The sequence below is a fragment of the Halorhabdus utahensis DSM 12940 genome (assembly GCF_000023945.1).
GTDB lineage: Archaea > Halobacteriota > Halobacteria > Halobacteriales > Haloarculaceae > Halorhabdus > Halorhabdus utahensis.
The window spans coordinates 3,018,030-3,041,978 of sequence record NC_013158.1; the positions used below are offsets into that span (position 1 = coordinate 3,018,030).

The 23,949-nt window shown below is 62.7% G+C and carries 22 protein-coding genes; 8 read left to right on the top strand and 14 right to left on the bottom strand.

Annotated features, from left to right (window positions below; genetic code table 11):
* Positions 1–8: 8 nt before the first annotated feature.
* From HUTA_RS14360 to HUTA_RS14375, 4 genes are all read right to left on the bottom strand, one after another.
* The gene (locus tag HUTA_RS14360; RefSeq protein ID WP_015790654.1) at positions 9–2,201 is read right to left on the bottom strand and encodes an OB-fold nucleic acid binding domain-containing protein; all 2,193 of its coding nucleotides are present in this window, start codon (positions 2,199–2,201) and stop codon (positions 9–11) included.
* Positions 2,202–2,274: 73 nt separating this feature from the next.
* A complete protein-coding gene (locus HUTA_RS14365; RefSeq protein WP_049941372.1) occupies positions 2,275–2,859 on the bottom strand; it encodes a YIP1 family protein in 585 nt (194 codons plus the stop codon).
* A gap of 85 nt (positions 2,860–2,944) precedes the next feature.
* Positions 2,945–3,523 carry an NADPH-dependent FMN reductase gene (locus tag HUTA_RS14370; protein ID WP_015790656.1) on the bottom strand — a complete coding sequence of 193 codons (579 nt, stop codon included), beginning with the start codon at positions 3,521–3,523 and terminating at the stop codon, positions 2,945–2,947.
* 82 nt (positions 3,524–3,605) lie between these two features.
* The gene (locus tag HUTA_RS14375; protein ID WP_245529111.1) at positions 3,606–4,583 is read right to left on the bottom strand and encodes a branched-chain amino acid transaminase; all 978 of its coding nucleotides are present in this window, start codon (positions 4,581–4,583) and stop codon (positions 3,606–3,608) included.
* 141 nt (positions 4,584–4,724) lie between these two features.
* Here HUTA_RS14375 and HUTA_RS14380 point away from each other — a divergent pair, with 141 nt between their 5' ends.
* On the top strand, positions 4,725–4,988 hold the full coding sequence (locus HUTA_RS14380) for a helix-turn-helix domain-containing protein (RefSeq protein ID WP_015790658.1): 264 nt from the start codon (positions 4,725–4,727) through the stop codon (positions 4,986–4,988).
* Positions 4,989–5,100: 112 nt separating this feature from the next.
* Positions 5,101–7,017, top strand: a complete 1,917-nt coding sequence (locus HUTA_RS14385; protein WP_015790659.1) for an ABC transporter ATP-binding protein — start codon at positions 5,101–5,103, stop codon at positions 7,015–7,017.
* A gap of 42 nt (positions 7,018–7,059) precedes the next feature.
* Here the strand turns inward: HUTA_RS14385 and HUTA_RS14390 are convergent, their stop codons facing one another.
* From HUTA_RS14390 to HUTA_RS14400, 3 genes are all read right to left on the bottom strand, one after another.
* Positions 7,060–7,869 carry a nucleotidyl transferase AbiEii/AbiGii toxin family protein gene (locus HUTA_RS14390; protein ID WP_015790660.1) on the bottom strand — a complete coding sequence of 270 codons (810 nt, stop codon included), beginning with the start codon at positions 7,867–7,869 and terminating at the stop codon, positions 7,060–7,062.
* The gene (locus HUTA_RS14395) at positions 7,866–8,699 is read right to left on the bottom strand and encodes a type IV toxin-antitoxin system AbiEi family antitoxin domain-containing protein (protein WP_015790661.1); all 834 of its coding nucleotides are present in this window, start codon (positions 8,697–8,699) and stop codon (positions 7,866–7,868) included. Before HUTA_RS14395 ends, HUTA_RS14390 begins: the two co-directional genes overlap by 4 nt.
* Positions 8,700–8,869: 170 nt before the next feature.
* Positions 8,870–9,790: an HhH-GPD family protein gene (locus HUTA_RS14400; protein WP_015790662.1), complete on the bottom strand. Its 921-nt coding sequence runs from the start codon at positions 9,788–9,790 to the stop codon at positions 8,870–8,872.
* A gap of 132 nt (positions 9,791–9,922) precedes the next feature.
* Between HUTA_RS14400 and HUTA_RS14405 the strand changes: the two genes are divergently transcribed.
* Positions 9,923–10,252, top strand: coding sequence for a hypothetical protein (locus HUTA_RS14405; protein ID WP_015790663.1), 330 nt, complete (start codon positions 9,923–9,925; stop codon positions 10,250–10,252).
* Positions 10,253–10,277: 25 nt separating this feature from the next.
* Here HUTA_RS14405 and HUTA_RS14410 read toward each other — a convergent pair whose 3' ends face one another.
* Positions 10,278–10,553 carry a PadR family transcriptional regulator gene (locus HUTA_RS14410; protein ID WP_015790664.1) on the bottom strand — a complete coding sequence of 92 codons (276 nt, stop codon included), beginning with the start codon at positions 10,551–10,553 and terminating at the stop codon, positions 10,278–10,280.
* A gap of 521 nt (positions 10,554–11,074) precedes the next feature.
* On the opposite strand from HUTA_RS14410, the gene HUTA_RS14415 reads away from it, so the two are divergent.
* The gene (locus HUTA_RS14415) at positions 11,075–11,794 is read left to right on the top strand and encodes a DUF7117 family protein (protein ID WP_015790665.1); all 720 of its coding nucleotides are present in this window, start codon (positions 11,075–11,077) and stop codon (positions 11,792–11,794) included.
* 18 nt (positions 11,795–11,812) lie between these two features.
* Here the strand turns inward: HUTA_RS14415 and HUTA_RS14420 are convergent, their stop codons facing one another.
* Together HUTA_RS14420 and HUTA_RS15710 are read right to left on the bottom strand one after the other, a co-directional pair.
* A complete protein-coding gene (locus tag HUTA_RS14420; RefSeq protein ID WP_015790666.1) occupies positions 11,813–12,706 on the bottom strand; it encodes a bifunctional methylenetetrahydrofolate dehydrogenase/methenyltetrahydrofolate cyclohydrolase in 894 nt (297 codons plus the stop codon).
* Positions 12,707–12,885: 179 nt separating this feature from the next.
* A complete protein-coding gene (locus HUTA_RS15710) occupies positions 12,886–13,023 on the bottom strand; it encodes a hypothetical protein (RefSeq protein WP_015790667.1) in 138 nt (45 codons plus the stop codon).
* A gap of 56 nt (positions 13,024–13,079) precedes the next feature.
* On the opposite strand from HUTA_RS15710, the gene HUTA_RS14425 reads away from it, so the two are divergent.
* The gene (locus HUTA_RS14425) at positions 13,080–14,432 is read left to right on the top strand and encodes an IS200/IS605 family transposase (RefSeq protein ID WP_015790668.1); all 1,353 of its coding nucleotides are present in this window, start codon (positions 13,080–13,082) and stop codon (positions 14,430–14,432) included.
* 56 nt (positions 14,433–14,488) lie between these two features.
* Here HUTA_RS14425 and HUTA_RS14430 read toward each other — a convergent pair whose 3' ends face one another.
* Positions 14,489–16,981: a hypothetical protein gene (locus HUTA_RS14430; RefSeq protein ID WP_015790669.1), complete on the bottom strand. Its 2,493-nt coding sequence runs from the start codon at positions 16,979–16,981 to the stop codon at positions 14,489–14,491.
* 147 nt (positions 16,982–17,128) lie between these two features.
* Positions 17,129–18,379 carry a serine hydroxymethyltransferase gene (gene glyA, locus HUTA_RS14435; protein WP_015790670.1) on the bottom strand — a complete coding sequence of 417 codons (1,251 nt, stop codon included), beginning with the start codon at positions 18,377–18,379 and terminating at the stop codon, positions 17,129–17,131.
* A gap of 159 nt (positions 18,380–18,538) precedes the next feature.
* Between glyA and tbsP the strand changes: the two genes are divergently transcribed.
* On the top strand, positions 18,539–19,357 hold the full coding sequence (gene tbsP / locus HUTA_RS14440; protein WP_015790671.1) for a transcriptional regulator TbsP: 819 nt from the start codon (positions 18,539–18,541) through the stop codon (positions 19,355–19,357).
* A gap of 37 nt (positions 19,358–19,394) precedes the next feature.
* A complete protein-coding gene (locus tag HUTA_RS14445; RefSeq protein WP_015790672.1) occupies positions 19,395–21,107 on the top strand; it encodes a YcaO-like family protein in 1,713 nt (570 codons plus the stop codon).
* A 34-nt stretch (positions 21,108–21,141) separates the two neighbouring features.
* Here the strand turns inward: HUTA_RS14445 and HUTA_RS14450 are convergent, their stop codons facing one another.
* Entirely contained in the window at positions 21,142–22,293 is a 1,152-nt protein-coding gene (locus HUTA_RS14450; protein WP_015790673.1) for a DUF63 family protein, read from the bottom strand.
* A 112-nt stretch (positions 22,294–22,405) separates the two neighbouring features.
* Between HUTA_RS14450 and HUTA_RS14455 the strand changes: the two genes are divergently transcribed.
* Positions 22,406–23,161 carry a hypothetical protein gene (locus tag HUTA_RS14455; RefSeq protein ID WP_015790674.1) on the top strand — a complete coding sequence of 252 codons (756 nt, stop codon included), beginning with the start codon at positions 22,406–22,408 and terminating at the stop codon, positions 23,159–23,161.
* A gap of 20 nt (positions 23,162–23,181) precedes the next feature.
* Here HUTA_RS14455 and HUTA_RS14460 read toward each other — a convergent pair whose 3' ends face one another.
* Positions 23,182–23,919, bottom strand: coding sequence for a hypothetical protein (locus HUTA_RS14460; protein ID WP_015790675.1), 738 nt, complete (start codon positions 23,917–23,919; stop codon positions 23,182–23,184).
* Positions 23,920–23,949: the final 30 nt, after the last annotated feature.

Sequence of the window (23,949 nt, forward strand, 5' to 3'; positions counted from 1 at the left end):
AGCCGCGATCAGACGCTGTCGACGATCGCGTCGAGCACGGCGTCGACGACCGTCGAGCGCTGGCCGGCGAGGAACTCGATGCGATGCGAGCGGGTGCTGAGCGGTTCGAGGTCGGCCCCCTCGACAGTCTCGTCGGCCGCGTCGACGAGTTCGCGCACGTCGAGTTCGTGGCCGCTCCGGACGTGGAGTTCGTCCTCGTCGACGCCGACGATCGCTGTCAGATCGTCACTCCGGCGGTAGAGTTCGTCGAGCAGCAGCGTCGCCGGCGGGAAGTCATACGTGTGGGTGAAGCGATCGATGTCAAGCACACCGATCGTTTCGTCGCCGACACTGCGTCGGTCGAGGTTCTCCTGGGCGGTCTCGACGGCGACGTCGAGCTTTTCGCGGAACTGCTCGCTGACGTGACTCGCCAGCCCGCGCACGTCGGCGTCGGTCGTCTCGCGGCCGCCAAAGAGCAGGTCCGTGACGAGTTCGCGCTTGTCCTCGTAGGACTGGTAATAGGCTTCAAGCGCAACTGCCTCGCGGATCTCGCTGACGGCCGTCCCATCGTAGCCCGCCTCGGCGGCGGCCGCGGCGTAGGCCTCGGGGACCTCGCCCCAGTAACTCACAGCCGGCAGGTGCGCCAGATCGGGTCGGACGTCTTCCTCGACGTGGGCACCGACCGTCGCCGCAAGCGCGCTCGCGGTCGGCCCGCGGGTCGTTCCGTCGGCGATGGCGACCGAGGTCGCGTCGGCCTTCGGAGCGAGTGCCGCGTCGACCGTGTCCACGATGGTCGATTCGGCGACGGTGTCGATGACCACTTTCGACGCGTCGTAGACATCAAGCAGTTCGAATCCGTCGAGCGACTCTTCGGTGCCACCGGCGGCGACGAACACCAGTAGCGGCAGATTCTCGTCGTGACGCTCGCGGTCTCCGAGCATCCGCGTCACGTCGGTGGTCGCGTCGTCGAGGCCATAGACGTCGCCCTCAATGGGCCGTCGATCGATGTAGTGGTACTCCGCGTCACGACGGTCGTGGCGATCGCGAACCAGCGGCAGGACGGCGCGCTCGATCGCCGCGCCCCCGACGTATCCGTCAGTCGTGGCGCTGTGGCGGACGATCACCGGGCGATCCTCAAGGACGGCCCGCCGGATCTCGCCGACGACGTCCCGGATCGATTCGCTCTCGGCGGCGACCGCCTCGTCGGCGACGAGCGGGTCGATCTCGTCGGGCCGGGCGCGCTCGCTGAGCGTCGCCTCGATCTCTTCGAGGACTGCCTCGCGTTTGTCCTCGTCGAACAGTTCCAGTTCCTCGGTCTCGACCTGGAGCTCGCCGCGACGTTCGCGGACTTCGCCGTCGATCTCGACGACGGCACCTTCCTCGACACTCGGATACGCGCGGACGCCGGCCTCGACGAAGGCCGCACAGTCGACGCTGCCGGTGCCGTCCCGGAGTTCGAACACCGTCGGCCCACTCGTCTGGCGGGCGTCGACGATCTCGCCGGTGATCCGGACGGTGTCGCCGATCCACCCCTCGAGGTCGCCGACGTCGACGCTCGGCGGTTCGGGCGTCCGTTCGGCTTCTGCTGGCTCATCTTCGACGTCTTCGTCGGCAGTTCCTTCGACGTCCGCTGACCCAGCCGAGGCCGATTCGTCCGCAGCTGATGCCGACTCAGACTCTTCGAGGCCGACGGCTCCGCCGCCGGTCTGTGAGTCTTCTCGCGTCCGCACAGCGCCTGTTGTCGTCGCGTCAGTTTGTTTCGAGTCCGTCGATTCGGACTCGGTTGATTCAGGACTCTCGTCGGGCGTCGACTGTTCGTCTATCGGCTCGTCGGTCTCTTCGGGCAACAACTCGTGATCCTCGTCCGGGTCGTCGATCAAGACGCCACGGAACTCGTCGTCGGCCTGCCGGATCGACCAGCTGAGGTCGACGTTACCGTTGTCGCGCACGTTCGTGACGCGCACGTAGACGGTATCGCCGGGTTGCCAGCTGAGACTTTCAAGTCGACTATCCAGTTCGCTCTCGTGTAACAGTCCAGTGACGCTATCGCCGATGTCGACGAAGACGCCGAACTCGGCGAAGCCGTCGACCGTACCGCGGTAGTATCGACCCGGCGTCAGTTCGTCGGGTGTACTCCCGCGAAACTCGAAGACTGCGTCTTCTTCGTGGATGTCACAGATGTGCCCTTCGACAGACGTACCGCAGATGATACACGAACCCATTGATGTCAGAAAACGGGTCCGGCCTAAAACGGTTGTCGAAACGTCGCTGACCCAGACTGACAACCGCAAACACTCAAACGATCGCGCCGACCGCATCGAACCCACCGAAGGCGACGCCATACAGCAGCGCAGCCGGTATCGCGCCGGCGAGCATACCCTTCAGTTGGTTGATGCCATGGACCGTCGACAGGCCCGCGACCAGCAACAGAGATCCGTACCCGGTAGCGGCTACTTGGAGTGGCGGCCACGGGATCCCGGCCACCACGCACGGGGCAGTAGCGTAGGCCAGCACTTGGACTGTCTCGCTGATCCCGGCCCGATCCTCGGTGATCGGCCACAGCAGGATTGTCTGAATCGCCGCCAGAAGGTGGAGTCCGGTCGGCGCGATCAGCACGACCGTCACGAGGACGGCGAGGACAGCTGTCGCCACTGGTCGGTCACTTAGAACGGGCGCCGCGCCCGGAACCAGGGCGTACCGCACGCTCTCTTCGATCGCGACGATCCCGGTCAGAAACACCAGCCCGGGTGCCTGATCACCAGGTGCGACTGCGTTCTGGAAGAACTCACGGGGAGTGGTCATCACCCCGAGCCACGCACGGAGCAATCCCATCGGTCCCCGTTCGCGACCGCGTCCCGTCGGGTCGACCCACTGCGTCACGACACGACCTTGTCCGCCCGGGACTTTGTCGGTTTGGTTCCCGTCAACGTGCCCTTTTCAAGCCGCGCCGACCAGGACGAACTCATCAGTCATCAGCGCCGACGTTCTCGCCGCTCTCGAAGGACGCCGGATCGGGTTCGATGTGGGCGTACTGGACCGCCTCTGCACCGAGGACCTCAATCATCTCTCGAAGTTCATCGTCGACCAGCTTGCCGTCCTCGTAAGCACTCGACGCCCGCGGGATCGCAACCTGATGGGGGATGACCCAGGCATCCAGTGCGCGAGAAACTGTCCGAAGCTGTTCGAGCGCGGTGATCGGGAAGCGCCCGCCGGCGACCGCGAGCAGGCCGATCGTCGTGTCTTCGAACTCGTCGAACCCACAGTAATCGAGCGCGTTCTTCAGCGGTGCGCTGAACGAGCCGTGATAGACCGGCGTGCCGAGGATGACCGAGTCCGCCGCACGCACTCGCTCGCGAAACGCTTCGGCGTCGCCTGCATCGCCCCTGTCGGCGTCGAACACCGGCAACTCCCACTCCCGGAGGTCGAGCAACTCAGTACTCGCGCCGGCGTTCTCGGCCGCTTCGAGCGCGATTCGGAGTGATTTTCGGGTGTGACTATTGTCTCTCAGACTGCCACAGATCGCGACGACGCGCGTTTCGCTCATGATGGCTCACACTGAGGCGTCCGTGAAAGGTTTCGCGATTGCGTACTGAGATGCCGGCATCTACCCGGCGACATCGCAAGCATCAGTGCACGCGCGTGAACCACGCCTCGTGGGTGTCGACCGGTCCCGACACGAGATCGAAAAACCGCGTTTGCAAGTCGTCGGTCACCGGCCCTTTCGATCCCGCGCCGATCGCGCGGTCGTCGACCGACCGGATCGGCGTCACCTCGGCGGCCGTCCCGGTGAAGAACAGTTCGTCCGCCGTATAGAGCTCGCCGCGGCCGATCCGGGCGTCGTCGTGGACGGTGTATCCCGCCTCGCGAGCGAGTTCGATGACGCTTTGGCGTGTGATGCCATCGAGTGCATCCTCGGCGAGGCCGGGTGTGTAGATCTCCCCGTCATCGACGAGAAAGAGATTTTCGCCCGGTCCCTCGGCGACGTTACCCTCGCTGTTGAGCACGATCGCCTCGTCGTAGCCGTTGCGGGCCGCTTCGTCGGTCGCGAGCACGCCGTTGACGTACGCACCGGTGGTCTTTGCCGTCGGCGGGATCTGGTCGTGGCCGTACTTTCGCCACGAGGAGACACCGGCGTCGATCCCGTCTTCCAGGGCCGATTCTCCCAGGTATGATTCCCACGGCCAGGCGGCAATCGCGACACGCTCGGGGAGTTTCGTCGGCGTCGTCGGACTCACCCCAAGTCGGTCGTAGCCGTAGAAGGCGATCGGCCGGACGTAACAGCCCCCGAGGTCCTGGCGTGCCAGAAGTTCCAGCGTTGCCGTCGTCAGCTCTTCGCGGTCGAAGCCGATGTCCAGATCGTACATGGCAGCCGAGTTGTAGAGCCGGTCCAGGTGGGCATCCCACCGGAACAGTGCCGGACCGTCGGCTGTCTCGTAACACCGGACGCCCTCGAAGACGCTCGTCCCGTAATGGAGCGCGTGGGAAAGCACGTGAATCGTCGCGTCTTCCCACGGTATGAACTCCCCGTCCATCCAGATGGTGTCCAGCGTGTCGGACGCCTCGCGTTTTGCCTCGAAGCCAGTCGGCATTGTCCCGTCGGACATGCCCTGGCCGAATCCCGACGGGGTGAAAGTGATTTCGGCCATCTGCGTAAAATGTGCAGATAGAAGCAGCTATCGGCCCGAATTTCGCCCAAAAATCCGAAAACCATCGGCCTTATCTGTTCGTATTGAATAGATGCACTCATGCCGGCACCGATCGACGACGCGACGCGCGCCGATATCGTCTTCCGGGCGGCCCGCGGTGCCACCCGATCGGAGATCGCCGAGGCGCTCGACCTTTCCCGGACGACAGTGCGAAAGTACCTGGAGCGGACCGACTCGGCCGTCGAGGAGAGCGATCGCCCTCGCGAGACGCTGTGTGCCATTATTCGGAACGAATACGACTGGGATCGCGGGGACGGCGAGGCGGATCTCGACATCGACGGCGTCGACTTCATGTCGATGTAGGTGTCCTCGTCTCCGCCCCTCAACCGGTCGATTGCTCGTGATTCTGCGGCTACGAGTCGCGAAAGTGTTAACGGGGGCCTGCTCGGAGAGAGGGGCGTCTCTCTGACCCAGAATGAGCACAGACGATCACGTGGACATCGAGTACATCGAACGATATCGTGACGCGGTCGAACACCCGCTGTGGCAGCTGTTCCAGCGTTACGGCCACGGGAGTCGCCGATGGTTCCTTGTCGGAATCCTGGCGTCGATCGGCTCCCGGTTCGCCTCCCTCGTCCCACCTGTCCTTCTCGGCGTGGCGCTCGATGCTATCTTCGGGAGCGAATCCTTCGCGCTGCCCCTGATTCCAGGGACGGTGCTCCCAAACGAGACGATGGATCAGTTCTGGTTCGTGATCGCCCTCATGGCCGTGTTTATGATCGGCCAGGCCATCCTCAACTTCGTCCGGGCGTCGTCGCTGAACCTCTTCTCCCACCGCGTCAAGCATGAGGTCCGGACCGCGACGTACCAGCGGATGCAACGGCTGGACATGGAGTTTTTCAACGAGGTCCAGACTGGCGAACTCATGTCGATCCTCTCGAACGACACCAACCGCCTGGAGCGCTTTCTCGACAACATGTTCGGGGAGTCGATCCAGCTCGGCGTCCTCATCGTCGGCATCTCCCTCATTCTGTTCTGGTTCAACGGCCAACTCGCCGTGGTCACGCTCGCGGTCATCCCGCTTGCAGCCGTGTTCACGTACTGGTTCATGCGACTGGCCGAGGAACGCTACACCGACGTCCGCCAGTCCGTCGGCGACCTCAACAGCCGCCTGGAGAACAACTTGAACGGCATCGAGGTCATCAAGTCCGCCAACACCGAGGACCACGAGGACAAGCGCGTGCGCGAGCATTCCTATCAGTACTTCCGGCTCGATTGGCTCGCCCTCCGGCTGAACTTCATCTACCGGCCCGGCCTCCAGGCGCTAACCTCCATCTCGTTCATCGCGACGTTTGTCGTCGGCGGGGTCTGGATCCTGGAGGGACCGCCGGGGCCACTCACCGGCGATCTCTCGGAGGGGACCCTCGTGATCTTCCTCCTGCTCACCCAGCGCCTGGTCGAGCCCCTCGCCCAGATGAGCACCATCATCGACCGCTACGAGGACGCCCGCGCCTCGACCAAGCGCATCCTCGGCATCATGAACCTGCCCGTCGACATCCAGGACGCTGAGGACGCGATCGAACTCGAAGCCGTCGAGGGCCACGTCCAGTTCGACGACGTGACCTTCGGCTACGCGGAGCAGGCCGTTCTCGAGGACATCGACGTCGACGTCGAACCGGGCGAGACCGTCGGCCTCGTCGGGCCGACGGGCGCGGGCAAGACCACCTTCGTCAAGCTCCTCCTCCGGCTCTACGACGTCGACGAGGGCGCGGTGCGGGTCGACGGCCACGACGTCCGGGACGTGACGTTATCGAGCCTCCGAAACTCCATCGGCTACGTCGGCCAGGAGAACTTCCTGTTCGACGGTACGGTCGCCGAGAACATCAAGTACGGCGCGTTCGACGCCGACCGCGAGGCCGTGATCGAGGCGGCCAAACGCGCCCAGGCTCACGAGTTCATTACCAACATGCCGGAGGGCTACGACACCGAGGTCGGCGAGCGCGGCGTGAAGCTCTCGGGCGGCCAGCGCCAGCGCGTCGCCATCGCCCGGACCCTGCTCCAGGGCCCGGCGATCACGGTCTTCGACGAGGCGACCAGCGCCGTCGACACCGAGACGGAACTGCTCATCCAACAATCCATCGACGACGTCGCAGCCGACCGGACGACGTTCGTCATCGCCCATCGGCTCTCGACGGTCCGGGACGCCGATACGATCCTCGTCGTCGAGGACGGCCGGATCGTCGAGCGCGGCACCCACGACGACCTGATCGACGCCGACGGCCTCTACGCCAACCTCTGGCGGGTGCAGGCGGGCGAGATCGGGTCGCTGCCGGCGGAATTCATCGAGGAGGCCAGCCAGCGCGTCGCCCAGCAGGGACTGGACGGTGAGTGAACGTGACCGGATTACAGTGACCCATCGAACGCCGATACATTCTCACCGAAGTGATCCGCCGCTTGCCAGCGAATCGACGTAGTCCTCGAGGACGTTGTAAACAGGACCGACTTCGGGGAGATCCCCAACAAGGTCGGGGAGCGTATTCTGCCAGCCGTCGCGGATTTCGTCCCGTTTCTCCCCGGGAAGTCCATCTCCGAGGTTGATGTCCAGACCGTCGTGTTCACACTTTCGCGTGAATGCCGGACGGATAACCGAGTCATCAACGTCTGCCTCGGTAATCATCCGATAGAGATCGTAGTGGTCACGAGCCTTTGATCGCTGATAGAGCGCTCGCAACTTCTCTGCGAAAATCTCCTCTACGCTGTACGCGGTCAACTCGAATTCGGGGACATCCTCGTAGCTGTGCCGATGGTTTACCGAATCGAACACCACGTATTCATCGATCATAACGTCCAGACTCGTTGTGTTCTTGTGGCCGAGAACAGCGTTGTACTGGATATCGATATCGACGTAGTGTGTCGGATACGCTTCTTTCTGTAGCTCGCGGTGTTTGGTCACCTCGAAGTCGATACCGGAGGCTCTGGTAGCGTCTTCCAATACATCTCGCAACTCCACTTCGCTCCCTTGGTACTCTCCCTCGACACCGAAATCAAGATCCTCCGAATAGCGCCACGTCTCCGGGAAGTACAACTTACTGAGCGCAGTGCCGCCCTTGAACAGCAGGTTATCGCCGTACTGGCTCGTGTAGATCGCCCAGAGGATCCACGAATTGACGTAGTTCTTCTCCGCGTAGCCGAGGCGAACGTCCCGCTCTCTGGCCAGCTGTCGGAGTTGCGCTTCGGAAATCACGAGAAGTCCTCCGGCTGGAACGACTCGGGTTCGATGTTCAGGCGGAGCTGGTACGTGCTGTCGCGGGTCCCCGTCGCTTCTCTCGTCGGATCGAGCAACGGGTACCCAGTCGTGAAGTCCGCAACGATCTCGTCGTACTCCGGAAGCACGAGGTCCAACTGGTCGGCGAGGTAGACGATTCGTTTCGTCGCGGCACCGTTCCCGACTCGACGCAGATACTCGACGACCCGCTCCCAGGAACATCGCATTTCTGCTGCGTTCTGCATTGCCTTTGCAAGCTCGTCGATGCCTCCACAGAACTCCGGATGGTCCGCGCAATCCACCAGCGTTTTCTCGATACTCGAGATATTCACCTGGTTTGACCCGACTGCAGTCGGTTGATAACCGAAGAACTTCTGCGTAGTAACTGTCACCGGTCGATAGGTAACCCCGTGGATCTCGCGTTCTTGGGCGCGTTCTGTCGTCACGATGTACACAGTACGGGGCAGCTGCTCTGTAAGCCCATGCTGGTTCATCGCACTCCAGTACCCGATGTACATCGGCTCGACGAGTGCGGACGCGATCACGAACTCGTGTTCGGTATACACGGCGTTCTCACCCGCAGCGAGCGGCAGGATGAGATACTTCCCGTACGCGATCCGCTCAAGCCAGCCTTTCTCCTTGAGCGCATACGCCATGTCTTTAGCCGACTCCCGGGGGATGTCGAGGACATCCGCGATGTCACTGATGGTGATGATCTGTCGGCCCTCACTCGCGAGCCGTGAGAGTGCCTGGGACTCACGCATCGACAGGCTCTTTCTTTGAGTCTCCCCCTCGTTTGTAGGCTCCATAGCCGCTCAGCGTACATAGAATCTAAATCCGAACGGAAATAAAGGTATTCGTTGAGAGTTCGTTCCTGAAAAATCCCTTCTCTGGTCGCTCACAGTACATAGACTCTAAATAGCATGTGAAAAATTCTATTTTCAGCCGTCAGGCGTCGTCCGACAAATCACTGGGCCGGCTATCGGAGTCGAGCGATCGGTTGATCGCTCCCTTCCTCGATCTCGACAAGCCCATCATCGGCTAGGTCTTCGAGGAGGTCCCGGAGCCACTCCCGATCGGCCTCGGCGTCAGCCTCCGGCGCGTAGTCAACTCGCACTTTCGGGCCGAGGTTGTCGATCGCGAGGTGATCGTGTTCCTTTAACGCGGCGATCACCCGCCCGCGCATCTGGCGGCGACTCCCTTCGAAGGTCGACTGTTCGGGCACGTCGGGTGCCGAAAAGTCCCCGTTCGCGTAGGCGTCACACCACTCTCGCCAGGGACAGCCCGCCGCGTCACAGCGCGGCGTCTTCTCGCAGGCCACGCCGCCGAGTTCCATGATCGCGTTGTTCCAGACCCGGGACTCTCCCTCCGACATGAGCGTGCTTGCAGCGTCCTCGAAAGCCGCGTCCTCGTCGGGGATCGAAAAGGCCCGATACAGCACCCGCTTGACGTTGGTGTCGACGACAGCGTCGCCGTTGTTGAACGCGAAACTCGCGACCGCGTTGGCGGTGTAGGGACCGACGCCCATGAGTTCGGACAGTTCGTCGGGCGACTCGGGGAACGCGCCGTCGTACTCCTCGACGATCTGGGTCGCGGCCTCGTGGAGGTACTTCGCCCGATTGTTGTACCCGAGGCTGTGATCCGACCAGAAGCCCACCACATCGGCTCGGTCGGCATCTGCGAGGTCTGCGACCGTGGGCCAGCGATCGAGGAAGTCGTCCCAGGCGTCGACGACACGATCGAGTTGTGTCTGCTGGCTCATGACCTCCGAGACGAGGATCGCGTAGGGGTCATCCGTCTCCCGCCAAGGGTACTCGCGGTGGTCGTCCTGGTACCACTCGATAAGCGCACGCTGGATAGCACCCTGATCGGCTGGTAGATTCTCGAGGGCCTCACTCATCGACGTGTCGTAGGCAATTCCGGCGTTTACTTCTGGCGTCACCGGCAGTCCCCTGGTGGAAAATCCGTCCCGAGTAGTAGTCACCTACCGCCGAGCCGAAAGGCGTTTGCCGGCGGCTCGAGTGGCTCCGATATGACGCTCGACGCGCTGTCCGACGATGTCACTGCTGAGTACGGTGCACTCGGTGAGGAGATCGCCGTCGATCTGGACCGCGAGACCCGCAACGAACTCGCGATGCTCGAGACCGCCCTCGAACCGGAATCGACCGACGAACTCCTCCGGCGTGCAGTCCACATGCTCTTTCAAAGCACTGTCGACACTGGCACGCTCGACTTCCACCTTCGAAGTAGCTACGACGTCACCTACGATGAGTATCTCTCCGGGATGACTTACGACGAGATGACTGGCGCGAACCAGTTCCCCCAGCAAGGCGATCCCGACGACCGCCGCTACCAGTTTTGAACGCCGACGGGTGCAGTACTGCCCTTCAAAGGTCGACGTACTGTCCTTCCCAGTCGCGTCGTGCCTCGATCTCACGGCGACCGCGGCGCGTCAGACTGTAGTAGTTCGTCCGGCGGTCGCGTTGGCCCTTCTCGACGAGGCCCTTGTCGACGAGTGTATCGAGATTGGGATACAGACGGCCGTGATGGATCTCCTTCTCGTAGTAGTCTTCGAGCTCTTCTTTGATCGCCAGCCCGTGCGGTTCCTCCTCCCCCGCGATGACATATAGGAGGTCACGCTGGAATCCTGTCAGGTCGTACATCGGTAAAGTACACATGACGGTTATTATCGAGTTGATATAAATATACCGCTTCGTTCACCAGTATGACCCGCTTTCACCTCGGTATCGCCGGTGACATACGGCCTTTGGAATAGTAAGGAATGTGAGACTTACGATCTATCTTGTGAATCGATGACACTGGCATCTCTCACCAGAAAGCCGACTGGTAAGTTACGTCATTCGATACCGACGGGACGAGTGTGACTGATCGATAATGGTGTCGCTACTATCGTATTAGTCCGAAAGAGTGGAAAGCGATTCACGCGGGGAAAAGCCCGCGTGAACGCTTGCCGCCCTGAATTGGTCCCCGCTGACGCTTCGGCCCTCCAAGCGAAGCGTCATCACATACTCACCGATGGATGAACTTAAAAGTACCGACCTGGAGGGGGAATCTCCGGTCCGAAATCTCAATTTACGATAGATTTAGGCACCTACTACCTGGTTCGGTCGGTCTCGGACCGTGTAGCAGGCCCGTTTTATACTGGGGTCTACATGTTCCACGTATGCGGATTCGCGGCGAACGTGAATGTCAAAACTGTGGCAGCCGGTGGACGTACTACGAGACTGGCAGCGTCGAGTGCCCCGATTGTGGCAGTGTGCGGAGCGTCGGCGTCGACGAACGGACGCGCCACACTGCCAGTCCGGTCACGCTTGAGCTGACTCCCGCTCGCGAGATGATCGACGTCGAACCGCCGGAGAGGGTGGCTGATCGGGCCGCCGAATGTGCAGCCGAGTTCGTCCGCCGCGATGGCTTCATCGACGCAGGTGATCTCCAACCACTTGGGGCCACGTTTGTCGCTGCGATGGAACTCAAACACGTCGGGCGGGCTATCGCCCGATCGATGACAGTCACTGACGACGAGGAACGGTTTTTGCTCGCACTGCTGGATGGCGCAGCATCCGGACAGCGGCCGGCCCCCGACTCAGTCCCCGAGACGCTGGTGCCGGTCCGCGGACTCGCAGCCGCGGCGACCGTCTCCGAGTATCGGCGGGATCTCCGTCAGTATCTCGACGACGACCCCGACGAACGGGCCCGAACCGTTCTCGGGGCCGTCGAAGACCACCGGACGCGGGTGGCTGCTCTCGATGGGGACGTCTCCCCTGCACAGGCCGAGGCGCTGATCGAGGCTGCCCGGGCAGTCGGGACTCATCTCATCGAGGACGATCCGGACGCGCTCGACCGCGCTCGCGACCATCTTTCGGAACTCGATCCGGAACGATAGCGTCAAGCAGTCCGGCGCTCAGGGAAGCGGGACGTCGACGCCGTGCTGGAGACCAGCCGCTTTGACAGTATTGTACAGCAACATGGCTCGAGTCATCGGACCGACGCCGCCGGGGACCGGCGTGATCGCGGTCGCTTTCTCGGTTGCACTGTCGAAGTCGACGTCACCGACGAGTTCGTAGCCCTTCTCGGTGTCTGCATCCACCCGATTGATTCCGACGTCGATGACCGTGACTCCCTCGCTGAGCATGTCGCCGTCGATCATTTCGGGGACGCCCGCGGCCGCAACGACGATATCCGCCGCACGGGTTTTCGCCGCGAGGTCATCGGTCCGGGAGTGACAGACCGTCACGGTCGCGTTGCCGCCGTCCGCTTTCTGCAGCAGGAGATTCGCCATCGGCTTGCCGACGATATCCGATCGACCGACGATGACGGCGTCTTTCCCTTCCGGATCGACGCCGGCGTCATCAAGCAGCAGCTGGATGCCGTGTGGCGTACAGGGCTTGTACCGGGCGTCGCCCGCGACCAGTCGACCGACGTTCTCGGGATGGAACCCGTCGACGTCCTTCTCGGGGTCGATCCGACGCAGGACGGCCTGTTTGTCGACGTGATCGGGGACCGGCATCTGGACCAGAATCCCGTTGACGTTCTCGTCGGCGTTGAGTCGGTCGATCTCGTCGAACAATTCGTCGGCGGGCGCATCGGGGTCGATCTCGACGTCGATCGCTTCGATGCCGACCTCTGCACAGTCGTCCTGTTTCATCGAGACGTAGGTCTCACTGGCCGGATCGTCGCTCATCAGCACCGTCGCCAGCGTCGGTGTTACGCGTTCGTCTTCGAGCGTGTCGATCGCGTCGCCGAGATCGTCCCGGATCGACTGTGCTACTGCATTGCCGTCGATAACGTCTGCCATTACGGATACCAGGGAAGCCGTGGAACATAAAAGACAGTATCCGGACCGGGACTCCGGATCGTCCAGAGGGCGAGCGCCGACGCTTCAGAGAACGCAGGAGAGAGCCCACGACTTTAGTCGTGGGGTGAATCCGTCACTTGTGAATCAAACCACGGTGTCCGCCCGTGGGATGTCCCACGCTACAATTCCTCTTCTTCGATCCGCTTCATGCCCTGTACCAGCAACCCTCTCCACGTCAACCCGTGCTTGTCCTTGAGCCGCTGCATTTTGTCATACTGCTCGTCGTCATCGACCTCGATGTGGATGTTGTTGGTCATACAGTAATAGATAAAACATAGATATTTATATCTGTAGGAAGAATAATAGAACAGCGATGAAGCGCACCAACACGTTCGCCGTGCGCTCGCTCTCCCCCACGGGAGAGCAACTGCTACGGGATCTGTTGGATGCGTCTGCCGCACTCTGGAACGAAACCAACTACGAACGCCTCATCCGATACGACGACGAAGACGGGTACAAAAACGAAGACGTGTGGGACGCCGATACTGGCACTCTCGAAGGCAAATATAAAGCCACCCTCGGCGCATCCACCGCCCAACAAGTGATCCGAAAGAACTCGGAGGCGTGGCGAGGGTTCTTCAGAAACAAGGAGAAGTACCACGATGAGTCAGATACATCGGTCACGGAACACCCTACCCCGCCGGGGTTCTGGGGGAACAAAGACGATGGCCGAAAACTCCATACCGTCATCCGTAACACGTCGTACACCGTCGAATGGGGCGAGCGATCCAGACTTGAAATACTGGTCGGGTCCGAGTTGAAAGACCGGTACGATCACACTGGACGACTCAGATTGGAAATCGCTGGCGAGCCACACTGGCCCGAGTACGAGACGCAGGGCCGGTTGGACCTGTGGTTCGACGAGACCGATGACACCTTCAGAGCTTCGCAGCCCGTGACTGTTTCTGCTGATGCACGGGCAACTCCGCTGGCTGATGAAACAGCCGCTCTGGACATTGGTGCCAACAACCTTGTCGCCTGCACCACGACAACCGGTTCCCAGTACCTGTACGACGGCATCCGTCCGTTCGAACGGTTCCGTGCGACGACCGAACGAATCGCGGAGTTGCAGGCGAAACTCGACGACCAGCGGCGAACAAGTGAGCGGATCGACCACTTGTACGATACGATGTATGCACGGCGCGATCACGCCCAAGACGCACTCGTCCGCGACCTCGTCGAGCGCCTGTACGACGAGGGCGTTTCAACCGTGTACGTCGGCGACATCCGAGACGTACTGGAAACGCACTGGATGCCCGAAGTGAACAGGAAAACGCACAACTTTTGGGCATACCGTCGGTTCATCGACCGCCTCGAATGTGTCTGCGAAGAGTATGGGATAGAGGTCGTCGAAGAGCCTGAGTCGTGGACGACCCAAGAGTGTCCAGAGTGTGGCGAACGCGAGGATACGGAGCGGAACGGCGACCTGTTCCGCTGTGTTTGTGGGTTCGAGGGGCACGCCGATCTCAAGGCGAGTCAACTGTTCCTCGAACGCGAGACTGGTATGATAGTCGGGCTGATGGCCCAGCCCGTGTGCTTCGAGTGGGACGACCACGAATGGTCAGAGAGATCATCCTCTCCCGCGAGGGCAAGTCCCAAAGAAGATCACACAGACCGGAGTACCCACCGTACGGTGGGAAAAGTTGCCTCCGTGGAGTCGGCATAGTCCGACATCCCGACGGAGGAATCCCACGACTTCAGTCGTGGGAGGAGGTCAAGTGTTCATTCCAGGTCTTCGTGGACGTAGACGTTCCAGGACTCGTGTTCGACCGCTACCCCTTCGATAGCGGACACTGACAGGGTGATCGAATCACCGCTTTCGACGACGTCGTACGCATCGGCCCAGGCGTCGGGATACTCCGGTCTGTCCTCATCGCGAAGGACGACGACAACGAGTTTGCTGGGATCGAGTTTCGCCGCAGTGTTCGAGGTGATCGTCAGCGATTCATCCCCCTCGTCGTATTCGAAGGTGAACTCAAGCGGCGGATGGATCGTCTCCGAGAACACTGTTGTCGGATTATCGGCTCCGGTCCACTGGACTCCGACAGTTGACCCGGTTTCAGCGCTCAAGTCGATGCTGTCGCCGTTCGTGATCGTTCCTGTGAAACCTGAAATCGATTCGTCGTCGACGGTAACACTGACCTCCTCGGCGGGCCATTTGCCCCGCCCCGTAAACACCAGCGAGGAGCCATCGAGTTCGAACTGGAGCATATCGCGCACGTGGAGCCAGGTGTAGGTAGTCGGCTCGTCCGGTTCCATCCAGTAGAGGTTGATCGTCCCCAGCTGATCGAGTTCGACTGCCACACTGTCGCCCTTTTCGAGGGTGTCGTATTCCGCGGCGAAGATCGGATCGAACTCGCCGTCGCCGGTCCGAATGGCAAAGGCGTCGGCGTCGTAGGGCTCCTCGCCACCGTAGACGATTTCGAACCCGTTCGTGGTGCGTCTTAACTCGAAGGACGCCGGCGGTTCGACGTATTCGCTGAGCGCTTCCGCCGGCCCGCCCTCGCCGACCCACTCGACGACGACTTCCTCGCTCGGTTCGGCCTTGATCTCCAGCGTGTCCTCCGGTTCGAGGGTATCGTATTTCTCGGTAAACCCATTCGAGAGTTCCTCGCCGTCGACAGTCACCCGGAAGTTCGCCGGGTCGCGAGTTTCTCGCCCGTAATAGGTCAGCGTCGGCGTCTCACCGCTTTCGAGTCGGAACCGACCCGGAATGCGTGCACGGAAGGTATGGACGCTCGACGACATCGATCCGCTGGTGCTCCCTCGCTCATAGGAGTACGTAGCCATCAATGTCACTCGATCACCGAATGTGACGCCCTCGATCGTGATCTCGTCGCCCCTGGTCAGCTGTTCGTACCGGTCTGCCAGCGGTTCGGTCGTCTCCTCGCCGCTTCCGAACCTGTCTTCCGCGCCCTCCCAGTGATTGATCTCGACGCGATCGGTTCGCTCGATCGGCTCGGAACCGGTGTAGGTCATCGTCAGTGTTTTCGATTCGATGTCGTATTCGTTCTCGAAGGTGACGCCCCTGGAGAGCACCTCGTGGAAGACTATCTGTTCGTACTCGGCGTTCTGTGGATCGGTCCACTCGACCATGACCACCGAGAGCGGGTCGGCGTCGACTGCGATCGAACTCCCCGGCTGCATCGGCTCGCCGTTCCAGGCGTTCTCGACCGGTTCGTCGTCGACGGACAGCGTCAACGACTCCGTTTCGAGTGGTTCCTCGCCAAAGTTGTGGATTTCAGCCGACCCAGCCTCCTGGTCGTACTCGACACTGAGGCTCGGATCCGGAGATCGTTCGCGAATCTCCTGGGACGGAGCCTGCACGGTGAGCGTTCCGATACCGACGCGGCCGTCGCGCTCGACCGTCATGTCGTCAGTGTTGCCCGTGCCGACGTTTTTGGCGAGCGTCCTGAATTCCCCGGTGTCGAAGTCCGATTGCTCGGTGTAGACGACCGTGATCGAGATGCGTGCCGTCATCGGATCGAGCCGATCCCCACCGAAGGCGAAGGCCTCGATCACGTCGGTGTTGACCCCGTCGAGCTGCCCAGTCTCGTCCGCAGGGATCGATGGCAGCAACTGGATGACGGCTGACTCGCTGACCTGTGATAACGCGAGTCGGGCGTCCTCGGACAGCGGAAGCTCGCCGTCGTCAGCCGCCTCGGTCGCCGCCGTTACCCCGTTCTTCCAGCCGTCTTTGGTGTCGTCCATCGCCACGATCAAACGGCCGTCCTCGCGATGGAGCTGTTCGATCGGGACATCTTCGGGCAGCGTCGGCTTTTCGGCGTCGAACGAACCGACCATCGTGACGATCTGTGTCTGATAGTCGCCGTATCTGGCAGCCGCGGCACGATCGATCTCGTCCAGTTCGAGACCGATCTGTGACACTGATCCGAACGCCGGCAACCGATTGAAGCTTTCGTCGTTGTCCGGGGATGGGGCAGTGCTCCGGATCCGAGACACCGACGTGCCGTCGACTGATTCCGGGAGCGGATCAAGCACCGCAACCAGATCCTCGGGCAGGGAAATCTCGTCCGCCTCGGGCGTCGGCGTGTCGGTCGCTGTCGGTGTCGGTTCATCCGTCGAGGTTTGCGAATCGGTCTCGTCGGGTGTCGATGCGGGAGGGGCTTCGGAGGGCTCGGCGGCGTCCATACAGCCGGCCAGGGCGGTCGTGGTGACGCCGGCGAGCAGTCGCCGGCGGGTTAGGTCCACCATACCAGTGTGGTTGTGCAAGTTATCGAATAAGCATTTCGAATAGACACAAGTTCGCAAAAACGCTCTCTGCCGCTCCGTGACGCTGTTTCGACGGGGGAATTCGTCGGCGGGATTCCTTGGAACCCGCCAGTCGATAGATTCGCTTTCTCAGTCGTCGTACAGCGGGTATTCGTCGGTCAACTCGTCGACGCGCTCGGACACCTCGGCGATGACGCCCTCGTCGTCGGGTGCGTCGACGACCTCGTAGATCAGGTCGGCGACCTCGCGGCACGCGTCCTCGTCGAAGCCACGGGTCGTCAGGCCGGGTGTCCCGGCACGGATACCCGACGGATTGAACGCCGAGCGTGTCTCGCCGGGGACAGTGTTGGCGTTGAGGACGATCCCGGCGTCTTCGAGTGCTTCTTCGACATCTTTGCCCGGCGTATCGGGATGTGACGGCCGGAGGTCGATCAACACGAGGTGGTTGTCGGTCCCGCCGGAGACGAGTTCGAGGCCGTGTTCCTGGAGGCGGTCCGCGAGGGCCGCCGCGTTGTCGACCGTCTGCTGGGCGTATTCCTCGAAGTCGGCGTCCAGCGCCTCGCCGAATCCGACGGCCTTGCCGGCGATGTTGTGCATCAGTGGGCCGCCCTGCATACCGGGGAAGACGGCTGAATCGATGTCGTCGGCGTATTCGTCGTCGCACATGATGACGCCACCGCGACCGGCCCGGATCGTCTTGTGCGTCGACCCGGTCACGAAGTCCGCCACGCCGACCGGCGAGGAGTGAACGCCAGCCGCCACGAGGCCGGTGATGTGGGCGATGTCCGCGAGGTGGTAGGCATCGGCCCCGTCGGCGACGTCCTGGATGCGTTCCCACTCGACTTCGCGGGGATACGCCGAGTAGCCCGAGACGATCATGTCGGGCTCGAATTCCGCAGCCGTCTCGGCCAGGCCCTCGTAGTCGAGATAGCCCGTCTCGGCGTCGACCTCGTACTGCTCGACCTCGTAGATCTGGCCGGCGAAGTTCGCCGGGTGGCCGTGGCTGAGGTGACCGCCGTGGGTCAGGTCGAGCGAAAGGATCTTGTCACCGGGTTCGAGGACGGCCAGGTAGACGCCCATGTTGGCCTGACTGCCCGAGTGCGGCTGGACGTTGACGTGGTCGGCGCCCCACAGTTCCTTCGCACGGTCGATCGCCAACTGTTCGACGTCGTCGGCGTATTCACAGCCGGCGTAGTAGCGCTTGCCCGGATAGCCTTCGGCGTAAATGTTCGTCAGCGTCGACCCCTGCGCTTCGAGAACGGCCTCGCTGACGTGGTTCTCGCTTGCGATCATCGCCAACGTGTCTTCCTGTCTGTTCCGTTCGCCATCGAGGGCGTCAGCGACGGCCGGATCCGTCTGACGGACGCTGTCTTCGTCCATATCTGTTCCTGGATGGCCACTCTTGAATAAGCTACTCTTTCGCCGTCGCGCCCGTGAGGCCGCTCCCCAGGATTGTGCGAGGGGAGGCGACGGTCGGTGAACGGTATATCTCACTGCCGATACTCTTAAATATAAGTGGCGTATACGACACGTCAGTCTATGTCAACTGACAATCTAATCGCCACCGACATCAGAACAGTCCTTGAGGCGGCTGTGCCGGCTACCGATCGAGTGACGGTCGTCAATCCGGCTCCGGAAACGATTGTTGCACTGGTCTCGACACTCGAAGATCACGATTCAGCTCCGTCTGTCCGTCTTCTCTCCCCGGAGCACGCGCTCAAGCAGGTCATGGGTGATTTCCTCGTCGCGAGTTCGGCGGCGGATCTCATCGACGACGGCACACTATCGTTGCGTGTGCTCGACGAGCAGCCGGTCAACTCGCTCGTCGTAACTGACGACGCTGTCGTCTCGCTGGTGACAGCCACCGACGCGGCGGCCGGACTCACGACCGACGACGGGGAGTTCGTCGCGTCGACCGTCGCATTCTACGACGATGTGTGGGAGACCGCTAGCGAATTCTCGCTTCGGACGCCGCCGCTGTCGCGGGTCCGTTCGACGCTCGCTGCAGAGATCAGCGAAGACGCGCGAGCCGATTTCGATGCGGTACTCGATTCGCTGTCGACCGCCCGTAGCGACGATGGCGGGATCGACGAGGTGACGATCAGTCTCCTCGTCGCCGCACGAAACCGGGAGTTGCTCTATGATATCAGCAAGTGGGGGGAGGATGTCGGCTTGGCGAGCAAAGCGACGTTCTCACGGACGAAGACCCAACTCGAAGACAAGGGACTCCTCGACACCGAGAAGGTCCCGATCGACGTCGGTCGGCCACGTCTGCGTCTCCTCTTGGGCGAGCAGCGACTCCAGGACGCCGACGCGGATGAACTCGCCGACGTCGCCATCGAGTTGCTTTCGAGCTAGCGCGACCTTTTTGCCACTCGGGCATCCACTGGGGAGCATGACTGTTGGTCTCGTGGGTGCCGGTCCAGCCGCAGACGCGGTCGAATCGGCGCTCTCGGACGTCGAGGGCGCTGTGGAGACGGCGGCCCCCGACGAAATCGACGAGTACGAACTGGCTATCGTGATCGAGGTCGCCGGTGCAAACGCCTTCGAGCAGGCAAACCAGCGGGCGATCCAGACAGGCACGTCCTGGATCGCGATCGAACTCGGCGGCGTTGGCGGCGTCCCGGTCGTCGATGCCGCGATCACTGGCTTCGGCCCCGAAACGGCCTGCTACGAGTGTCTTCGCAAGCGGGTCAGGGCGAACGTCGATCCGACCGAGGAGCCGACGAAAGCGCCACCGCCAACCACGGCACGGTTCGCCGGTGCGGTCGCCGGGCGGGCGGCCGCCAGTACACTGGATCGGTCGGTCGACGGTCCCGAGGTGGTCGGATTCGTGAGGGAGATTCCGGACGCGACCCGGCGATTGTTGTCCGTCCCTCACTGTGAGTGCGGTTCGGAACCGTCCCGTACTATCGACCGGACGACGGCCGACCGAGATCTGGAAGCCACCATCGGCCGGGCCGAACAGGGACTCGACGACCGGGTCGGGATCGTCCAGGAGGTCGGCGAGATCGAATCCTTCCCCGCGCCCTACTATCTCGCACGAAACGGCGACACTGAGGGGTTCAGCGACGTGTCATCGACCGGTCCGGCCGCGGGTGTCGACGTCGACTGGAACGGCGCGCTGATGAAGGCACTGGGGGAGGCCTACGAACGGTACAGTGCGGGCGTCTATCGAACGGATCGGCTACAGACAGCGTCGGTCGAGGAGCTGGACAATCCGATCGCGCCGTCCGCGTTCGTGACCCCCGAGCCACCCGAATCGGACTCCATCGAGTGGATCGAGGGCGAGAATCTGGCGACGAGCCAGTCAGTACAGGTGCCGGCGTCCGTGGCGATGTATCCTCCCGCCGGGGATCGGTTCCGACCCGCGAACACGACCGGGCTCGGGTTCGGTAACGCGACAGTCGAGGCGTTGCTGTCGGGACTCTACGAGGTGATCGAGCGGGACGCGGCGATGCTCTCGTGGTATTCGACGTTCGAGCCCCTGGCACTCGACGTCGGCGACGGGGCCTTCGAGACGCTTGCCCGGCGGGTGCGGACTGAGGGACTGTCGGTCACGCCGCTCCTTCTCACACAGGACGTCGACGTTCCGGTCGTGGCTGTCGCTGTCCACCGGGCGGACGGCGACTGGCCCCGGTTCGCCCTGGGTTCGGGAGCACATCTTGATCCGGCTGCCGCCGCCCGATCGGCACTAGCGGAGGCCGTCCAGAACTGGTTCGAACTCCGGCAGATGGGGCCGGACGGCGCAGCCGATGCCGGCGGGGCGATCGGCGAGTACGCGGCCTTCCCCGATATCGTCGCCGACTTCGTCGACGCCGCAGGGACCGTCTCGGCCGACGCTGTCGCGCCCGACGAGCCACTTGCGGGTTCCGAGGCCCTGTCGACTGTGGTCGATCGAGTCACCGCGGCCGGGCTCTCGCCGTACGCCGTCCGGCTCACGCCGCGGGACGTCGAGGCGATGGGATTCGAGGCCGTTCGCGTGCTCGTCCCATCGGCCCAGCCGCTGTTCCTCGGGGAGCCGTACTTTGGCGACCGACTGGAGACGGTCTCGGACCGCCTCGGCTTCGAGGCGCGACCTGACCGACCGTTCCATCCGTTCCCCTGAAAAATAGCGCGACGATGCTCCGGCTCGAATCAGCTCAGATCCCGAAGGCGGCCCGGAGCATGTCACGTGACCCGGGACCGAGTCCGACGGCGACGACTCCCACGAGAAGGACGTAGCTGTATCGTGGATTCTCCTCGATGAACGCCTCGTCGAACAGCCAGACGATGCCCAGGGCCATGCCAAGTTTCACCACCAGGAACGGCCACGCGCTCCCGATCGCGTCGAAGATGCCGGCCGGCAGAACGGCTTCGGTCACGTTCATGATGATTTCGTTGGCCGGATGTTTTGGGTAGTACGAGACGGGCAATCCGAGTGCGTCCGCCCAGTCGGTGATGAGGACGTTCGCGACGCCATCGATCGCATGCGCCCAGAGGACGACCAGTCCGACGTAGCCGGTCCCGCTGTTGATGTAGGGTGCGAACCGATCGGCAAGGACGTAGACGCCGTAGGCAGCCACCGTTGCGCCGCCGACGATGATGAGGAGAACGTGCGGCAGGAAGTCGACGTGCTCGACGGTGAGGCCGAGGACTGTCAGATACCCGAACGTCACGCCGAAGGCGACGGCACCGACCGTGCCCAGTGCCCGCTCGGCCGAGGCGACCACGCCACGATCGGCAAGTCGCAGACTTCCGACGAGGGCGGCGATAGCGAACCCGAACACGGTAAAGTAGACCAGCGGGCTGATGAACAGCGTATTGAACGGGTAGGAGAGCACCGGCTCGACACCGGCCTCCACGGCCGCGTCACTGGCGTCCTCGACGACACGGACGACCCCGCCAAACAACATGAACGGGAACAGTGCGTAGAAGAACTCCCGATCAAGGTCGATGTCGAGGTTCTTCAACAGCAGGTAAACCCCGATCAGGAAGAACAACCCGAGGACCATGTAGCCCGCTTCCGAGACGAGGGTATAGCCCGGTTCGGCGACGATGTGGCCCTGTTCGACGGCGATCCCGCAGTTCTCGGCGAATCCGCTGCCACCCAGGAGTGTCTGGCCCCCCTCCTTGATCGCACAGCCGGCGTTGTGGGCGTCGGCGTAGACCGGCCCCCAGAAGTACTGCCAGATGAATTCGTCCCAGACTGTCCGTGTGAACGCGATCGACGCGCCGACGATCGTGACGACTCCGGCCGCGAACACCGCGAGCCACGCTCGTCCCGGCGTGAGATCGAACCCAGTCTCGTCCATGTTCACCCAGCCGTCAGCCGTCGTGGTTAGCGTTTCGGTCGCGGTTCTCGAATATCCGTGATCGCGCCCGCTCGTCGCGAACCCTTTTGGCGTTCGCCCGCCAACCCGACCCATGGACGGAGCGGTGATCGGCGATCTCACGGCCCCATCACGGCGGAGCGACGATCTCGCGTACCGCGTCGCCGACGACCGGGCACGATCACACACGTACGACAGCGTCTGTTCGACGGCCTGGAAGACCGCGAACCTGCTGCGGCTCTACGGCGTCCACGAGGGCTCGACCGTCGGCGTCGTGGATGCGCCGAAACACCCCGCCGCCGATCCAGGAGTGACACCTCAGCGGACGGGCGAGACGCCGATCCCGGAAGTCATCTTCACGTTTCTCGGCGCGGCGTGTCTCGGCGCGACGGTCCGGTTCGATCCGTCGCCGGCTCTCGAAGCCGACGCCCTGGTCGGCCCCGCCGCCTGGATGGATCACTACGACTCGGGGCCGACATGTACCTCGATCGCCTACGGCGGTCCGCCGGAGAACCCCTCGATCGTGCACTTCGAGACGGAGGTCTGGAGCGAGACGCCGATCGCCCCGCCGGAGACGGTCGAACCGGGCGTTGCTGTCCTTGTCAGTGACGACCGGGCGTTCGACCATCGGCAGTTGCTCGACGCTGCCGAGCTCTTCATCGATCAGCAGGGCCTCACCGCCGACGACAGCGTCGCCGTGGCGGCGTCACTTTCCGAACCGGGTACCGTCGTCGGTGGCATCCTCGCCCCGCTGGCGGTCGGCGGAACCATATTGGTCGGACGTGACGAGGAGACGATCCGGATCGGCGGGGACGGGATCGACCCGGAGTCGATCCATCTCGACGGGTGACGGCGGCGAACGCGATCCTCTCAGCGACCAGGCCGGACGTAATTCGCCAGCGTGACCACGATCCCGAGCAGCCAGCCGACGGGGATCGAAATGCCGAACCACATGGCCGCGTGGGCGATCCCGCGGAGGTCGTACGTACGTCGGAGTCGGTCGTTGATCCCGTAGACGTCGAGGACCGTGTCGTTGATCCAGCGGGCGACGGCCTCGCTTTGGGAAAAGATAGATTCGGCGAGGGTCGGCGAGTACAGCGCGGCAATGACTGGCGGCAAAAGGAGTGCGGTCACGCCGAACGGATACGCCAAGACGACGGTCGTGACCCGCCCGCCGAGGCGGCTGAACACGTACGCCAGGATGCCGGCGATGATCGCCACCACGCTCGCCGCAACGACCGCGATGAATCCGCTCGTCGAGAACTGGTATCTGGCGAACGCACTCAGTGCCCCCCACAGGACGACCAGCACGACGAACACTCCGAGCGCCCCGATTCTGGCCGCCGCCAGGTCGATGCGTCTGGTTTGGGCCCTGAAAACGTAGCCGAGCAATACAAGCGGGTACAGCAGTCCCACTGCGAGCGCGCCGATGGCCCCCCACAGCCGGTAGGTAATCCAGCCACGCCGTGAGTTGGGCGTCCACTTACCGAGGACGGTATCTTCGGCGTTCCGCTGGCGTGGATAGACGACTTCCATCCACGTTTCGTGGAGTCGCTTGAGGTCGATGCGAATTCCGGCGACGAGTCCCGGCGCTGTCCCGCCCGACATGTACATCCAATTCAGTGCGGGTGCGTATAA

Excerpts from the sequence above, each read along its gene's own strand:
- HUTA_RS14360 (WP_015790654.1), bottom strand. The coding sequence starts at position 2,201 with ATGGGTTCGTGTATCATCTGCGGTACGTCTGTCGAAGGGCACATCTGT.
- HUTA_RS14370 (WP_015790656.1), bottom strand. The coding sequence starts at position 3,523 with ATGAGCGAAACGCGCGTCGTCGCGATCTGTGGCAGTCTGAGAGACAAT.
- HUTA_RS14375 (WP_245529111.1), bottom strand. The coding sequence starts at position 4,583 with ATGTCCGACGGGACAATGCCGACTGGCTTCGAGGCAAAACGCGAGGCG.
- HUTA_RS14380 (WP_015790658.1), top strand. The coding sequence starts at position 4,725 with ATGCCGGCACCGATCGACGACGCGACGCGCGCCGATATCGTCTTCCGG.
- HUTA_RS14385 (WP_015790659.1), top strand. The coding sequence starts at position 5,101 with ATGAGCACAGACGATCACGTGGACATCGAGTACATCGAACGATATCGT.
- HUTA_RS14395 (WP_015790661.1), bottom strand. The coding sequence starts at position 8,699 with ATGGAGCCTACAAACGAGGGGGAGACTCAAAGAAAGAGCCTGTCGATG.
- HUTA_RS14400 (WP_015790662.1), bottom strand. The coding sequence starts at position 9,790 with ATGAGTGAGGCCCTCGAGAATCTACCAGCCGATCAGGGTGCTATCCAG.
- HUTA_RS14405 (WP_015790663.1), top strand. The coding sequence starts at position 9,923 with ATGACGCTCGACGCGCTGTCCGACGATGTCACTGCTGAGTACGGTGCA.
- HUTA_RS14410 (WP_015790664.1), bottom strand. The coding sequence starts at position 10,553 with ATGTACGACCTGACAGGATTCCAGCGTGACCTCCTATATGTCATCGCG.
- HUTA_RS14415 (WP_015790665.1), top strand. The coding sequence starts at position 11,075 with ATGCGGATTCGCGGCGAACGTGAATGTCAAAACTGTGGCAGCCGGTGG.
- HUTA_RS14420 (WP_015790666.1), bottom strand. The coding sequence starts at position 12,706 with ATGGCAGACGTTATCGACGGCAATGCAGTAGCACAGTCGATCCGGGAC.
- HUTA_RS15710 (WP_015790667.1), bottom strand. The coding sequence starts at position 13,023 with ATGACCAACAACATCCACATCGAGGTCGATGACGACGAGCAGTATGAC.
- HUTA_RS14425 (WP_015790668.1), top strand. The coding sequence starts at position 13,080 with ATGAAGCGCACCAACACGTTCGCCGTGCGCTCGCTCTCCCCCACGGGA.
- HUTA_RS14430 (WP_015790669.1), bottom strand. The coding sequence starts at position 16,981 with ATGGTGGACCTAACCCGCCGGCGACTGCTCGCCGGCGTCACCACGACC.
- glyA (WP_015790670.1), bottom strand. The coding sequence starts at position 18,379 with ATGGACGAAGACAGCGTCCGTCAGACGGATCCGGCCGTCGCTGACGCC.
- tbsP (WP_015790671.1), top strand. The coding sequence starts at position 18,539 with ATGTCAACTGACAATCTAATCGCCACCGACATCAGAACAGTCCTTGAG.
- HUTA_RS14445 (WP_015790672.1), top strand. The coding sequence starts at position 19,395 with ATGACTGTTGGTCTCGTGGGTGCCGGTCCAGCCGCAGACGCGGTCGAA.
- HUTA_RS14450 (WP_015790673.1), bottom strand. The coding sequence starts at position 22,293 with ATGGACGAGACTGGGTTCGATCTCACGCCGGGACGAGCGTGGCTCGCG.
- HUTA_RS14455 (WP_015790674.1), top strand. The coding sequence starts at position 22,406 with ATGGACGGAGCGGTGATCGGCGATCTCACGGCCCCATCACGGCGGAGC.
- HUTA_RS14460 (WP_015790675.1), bottom strand. The coding sequence starts at position 23,919 with ATGTCGGGCGGGACAGCGCCGGGACTCGTCGCCGGAATTCGCATCGAC.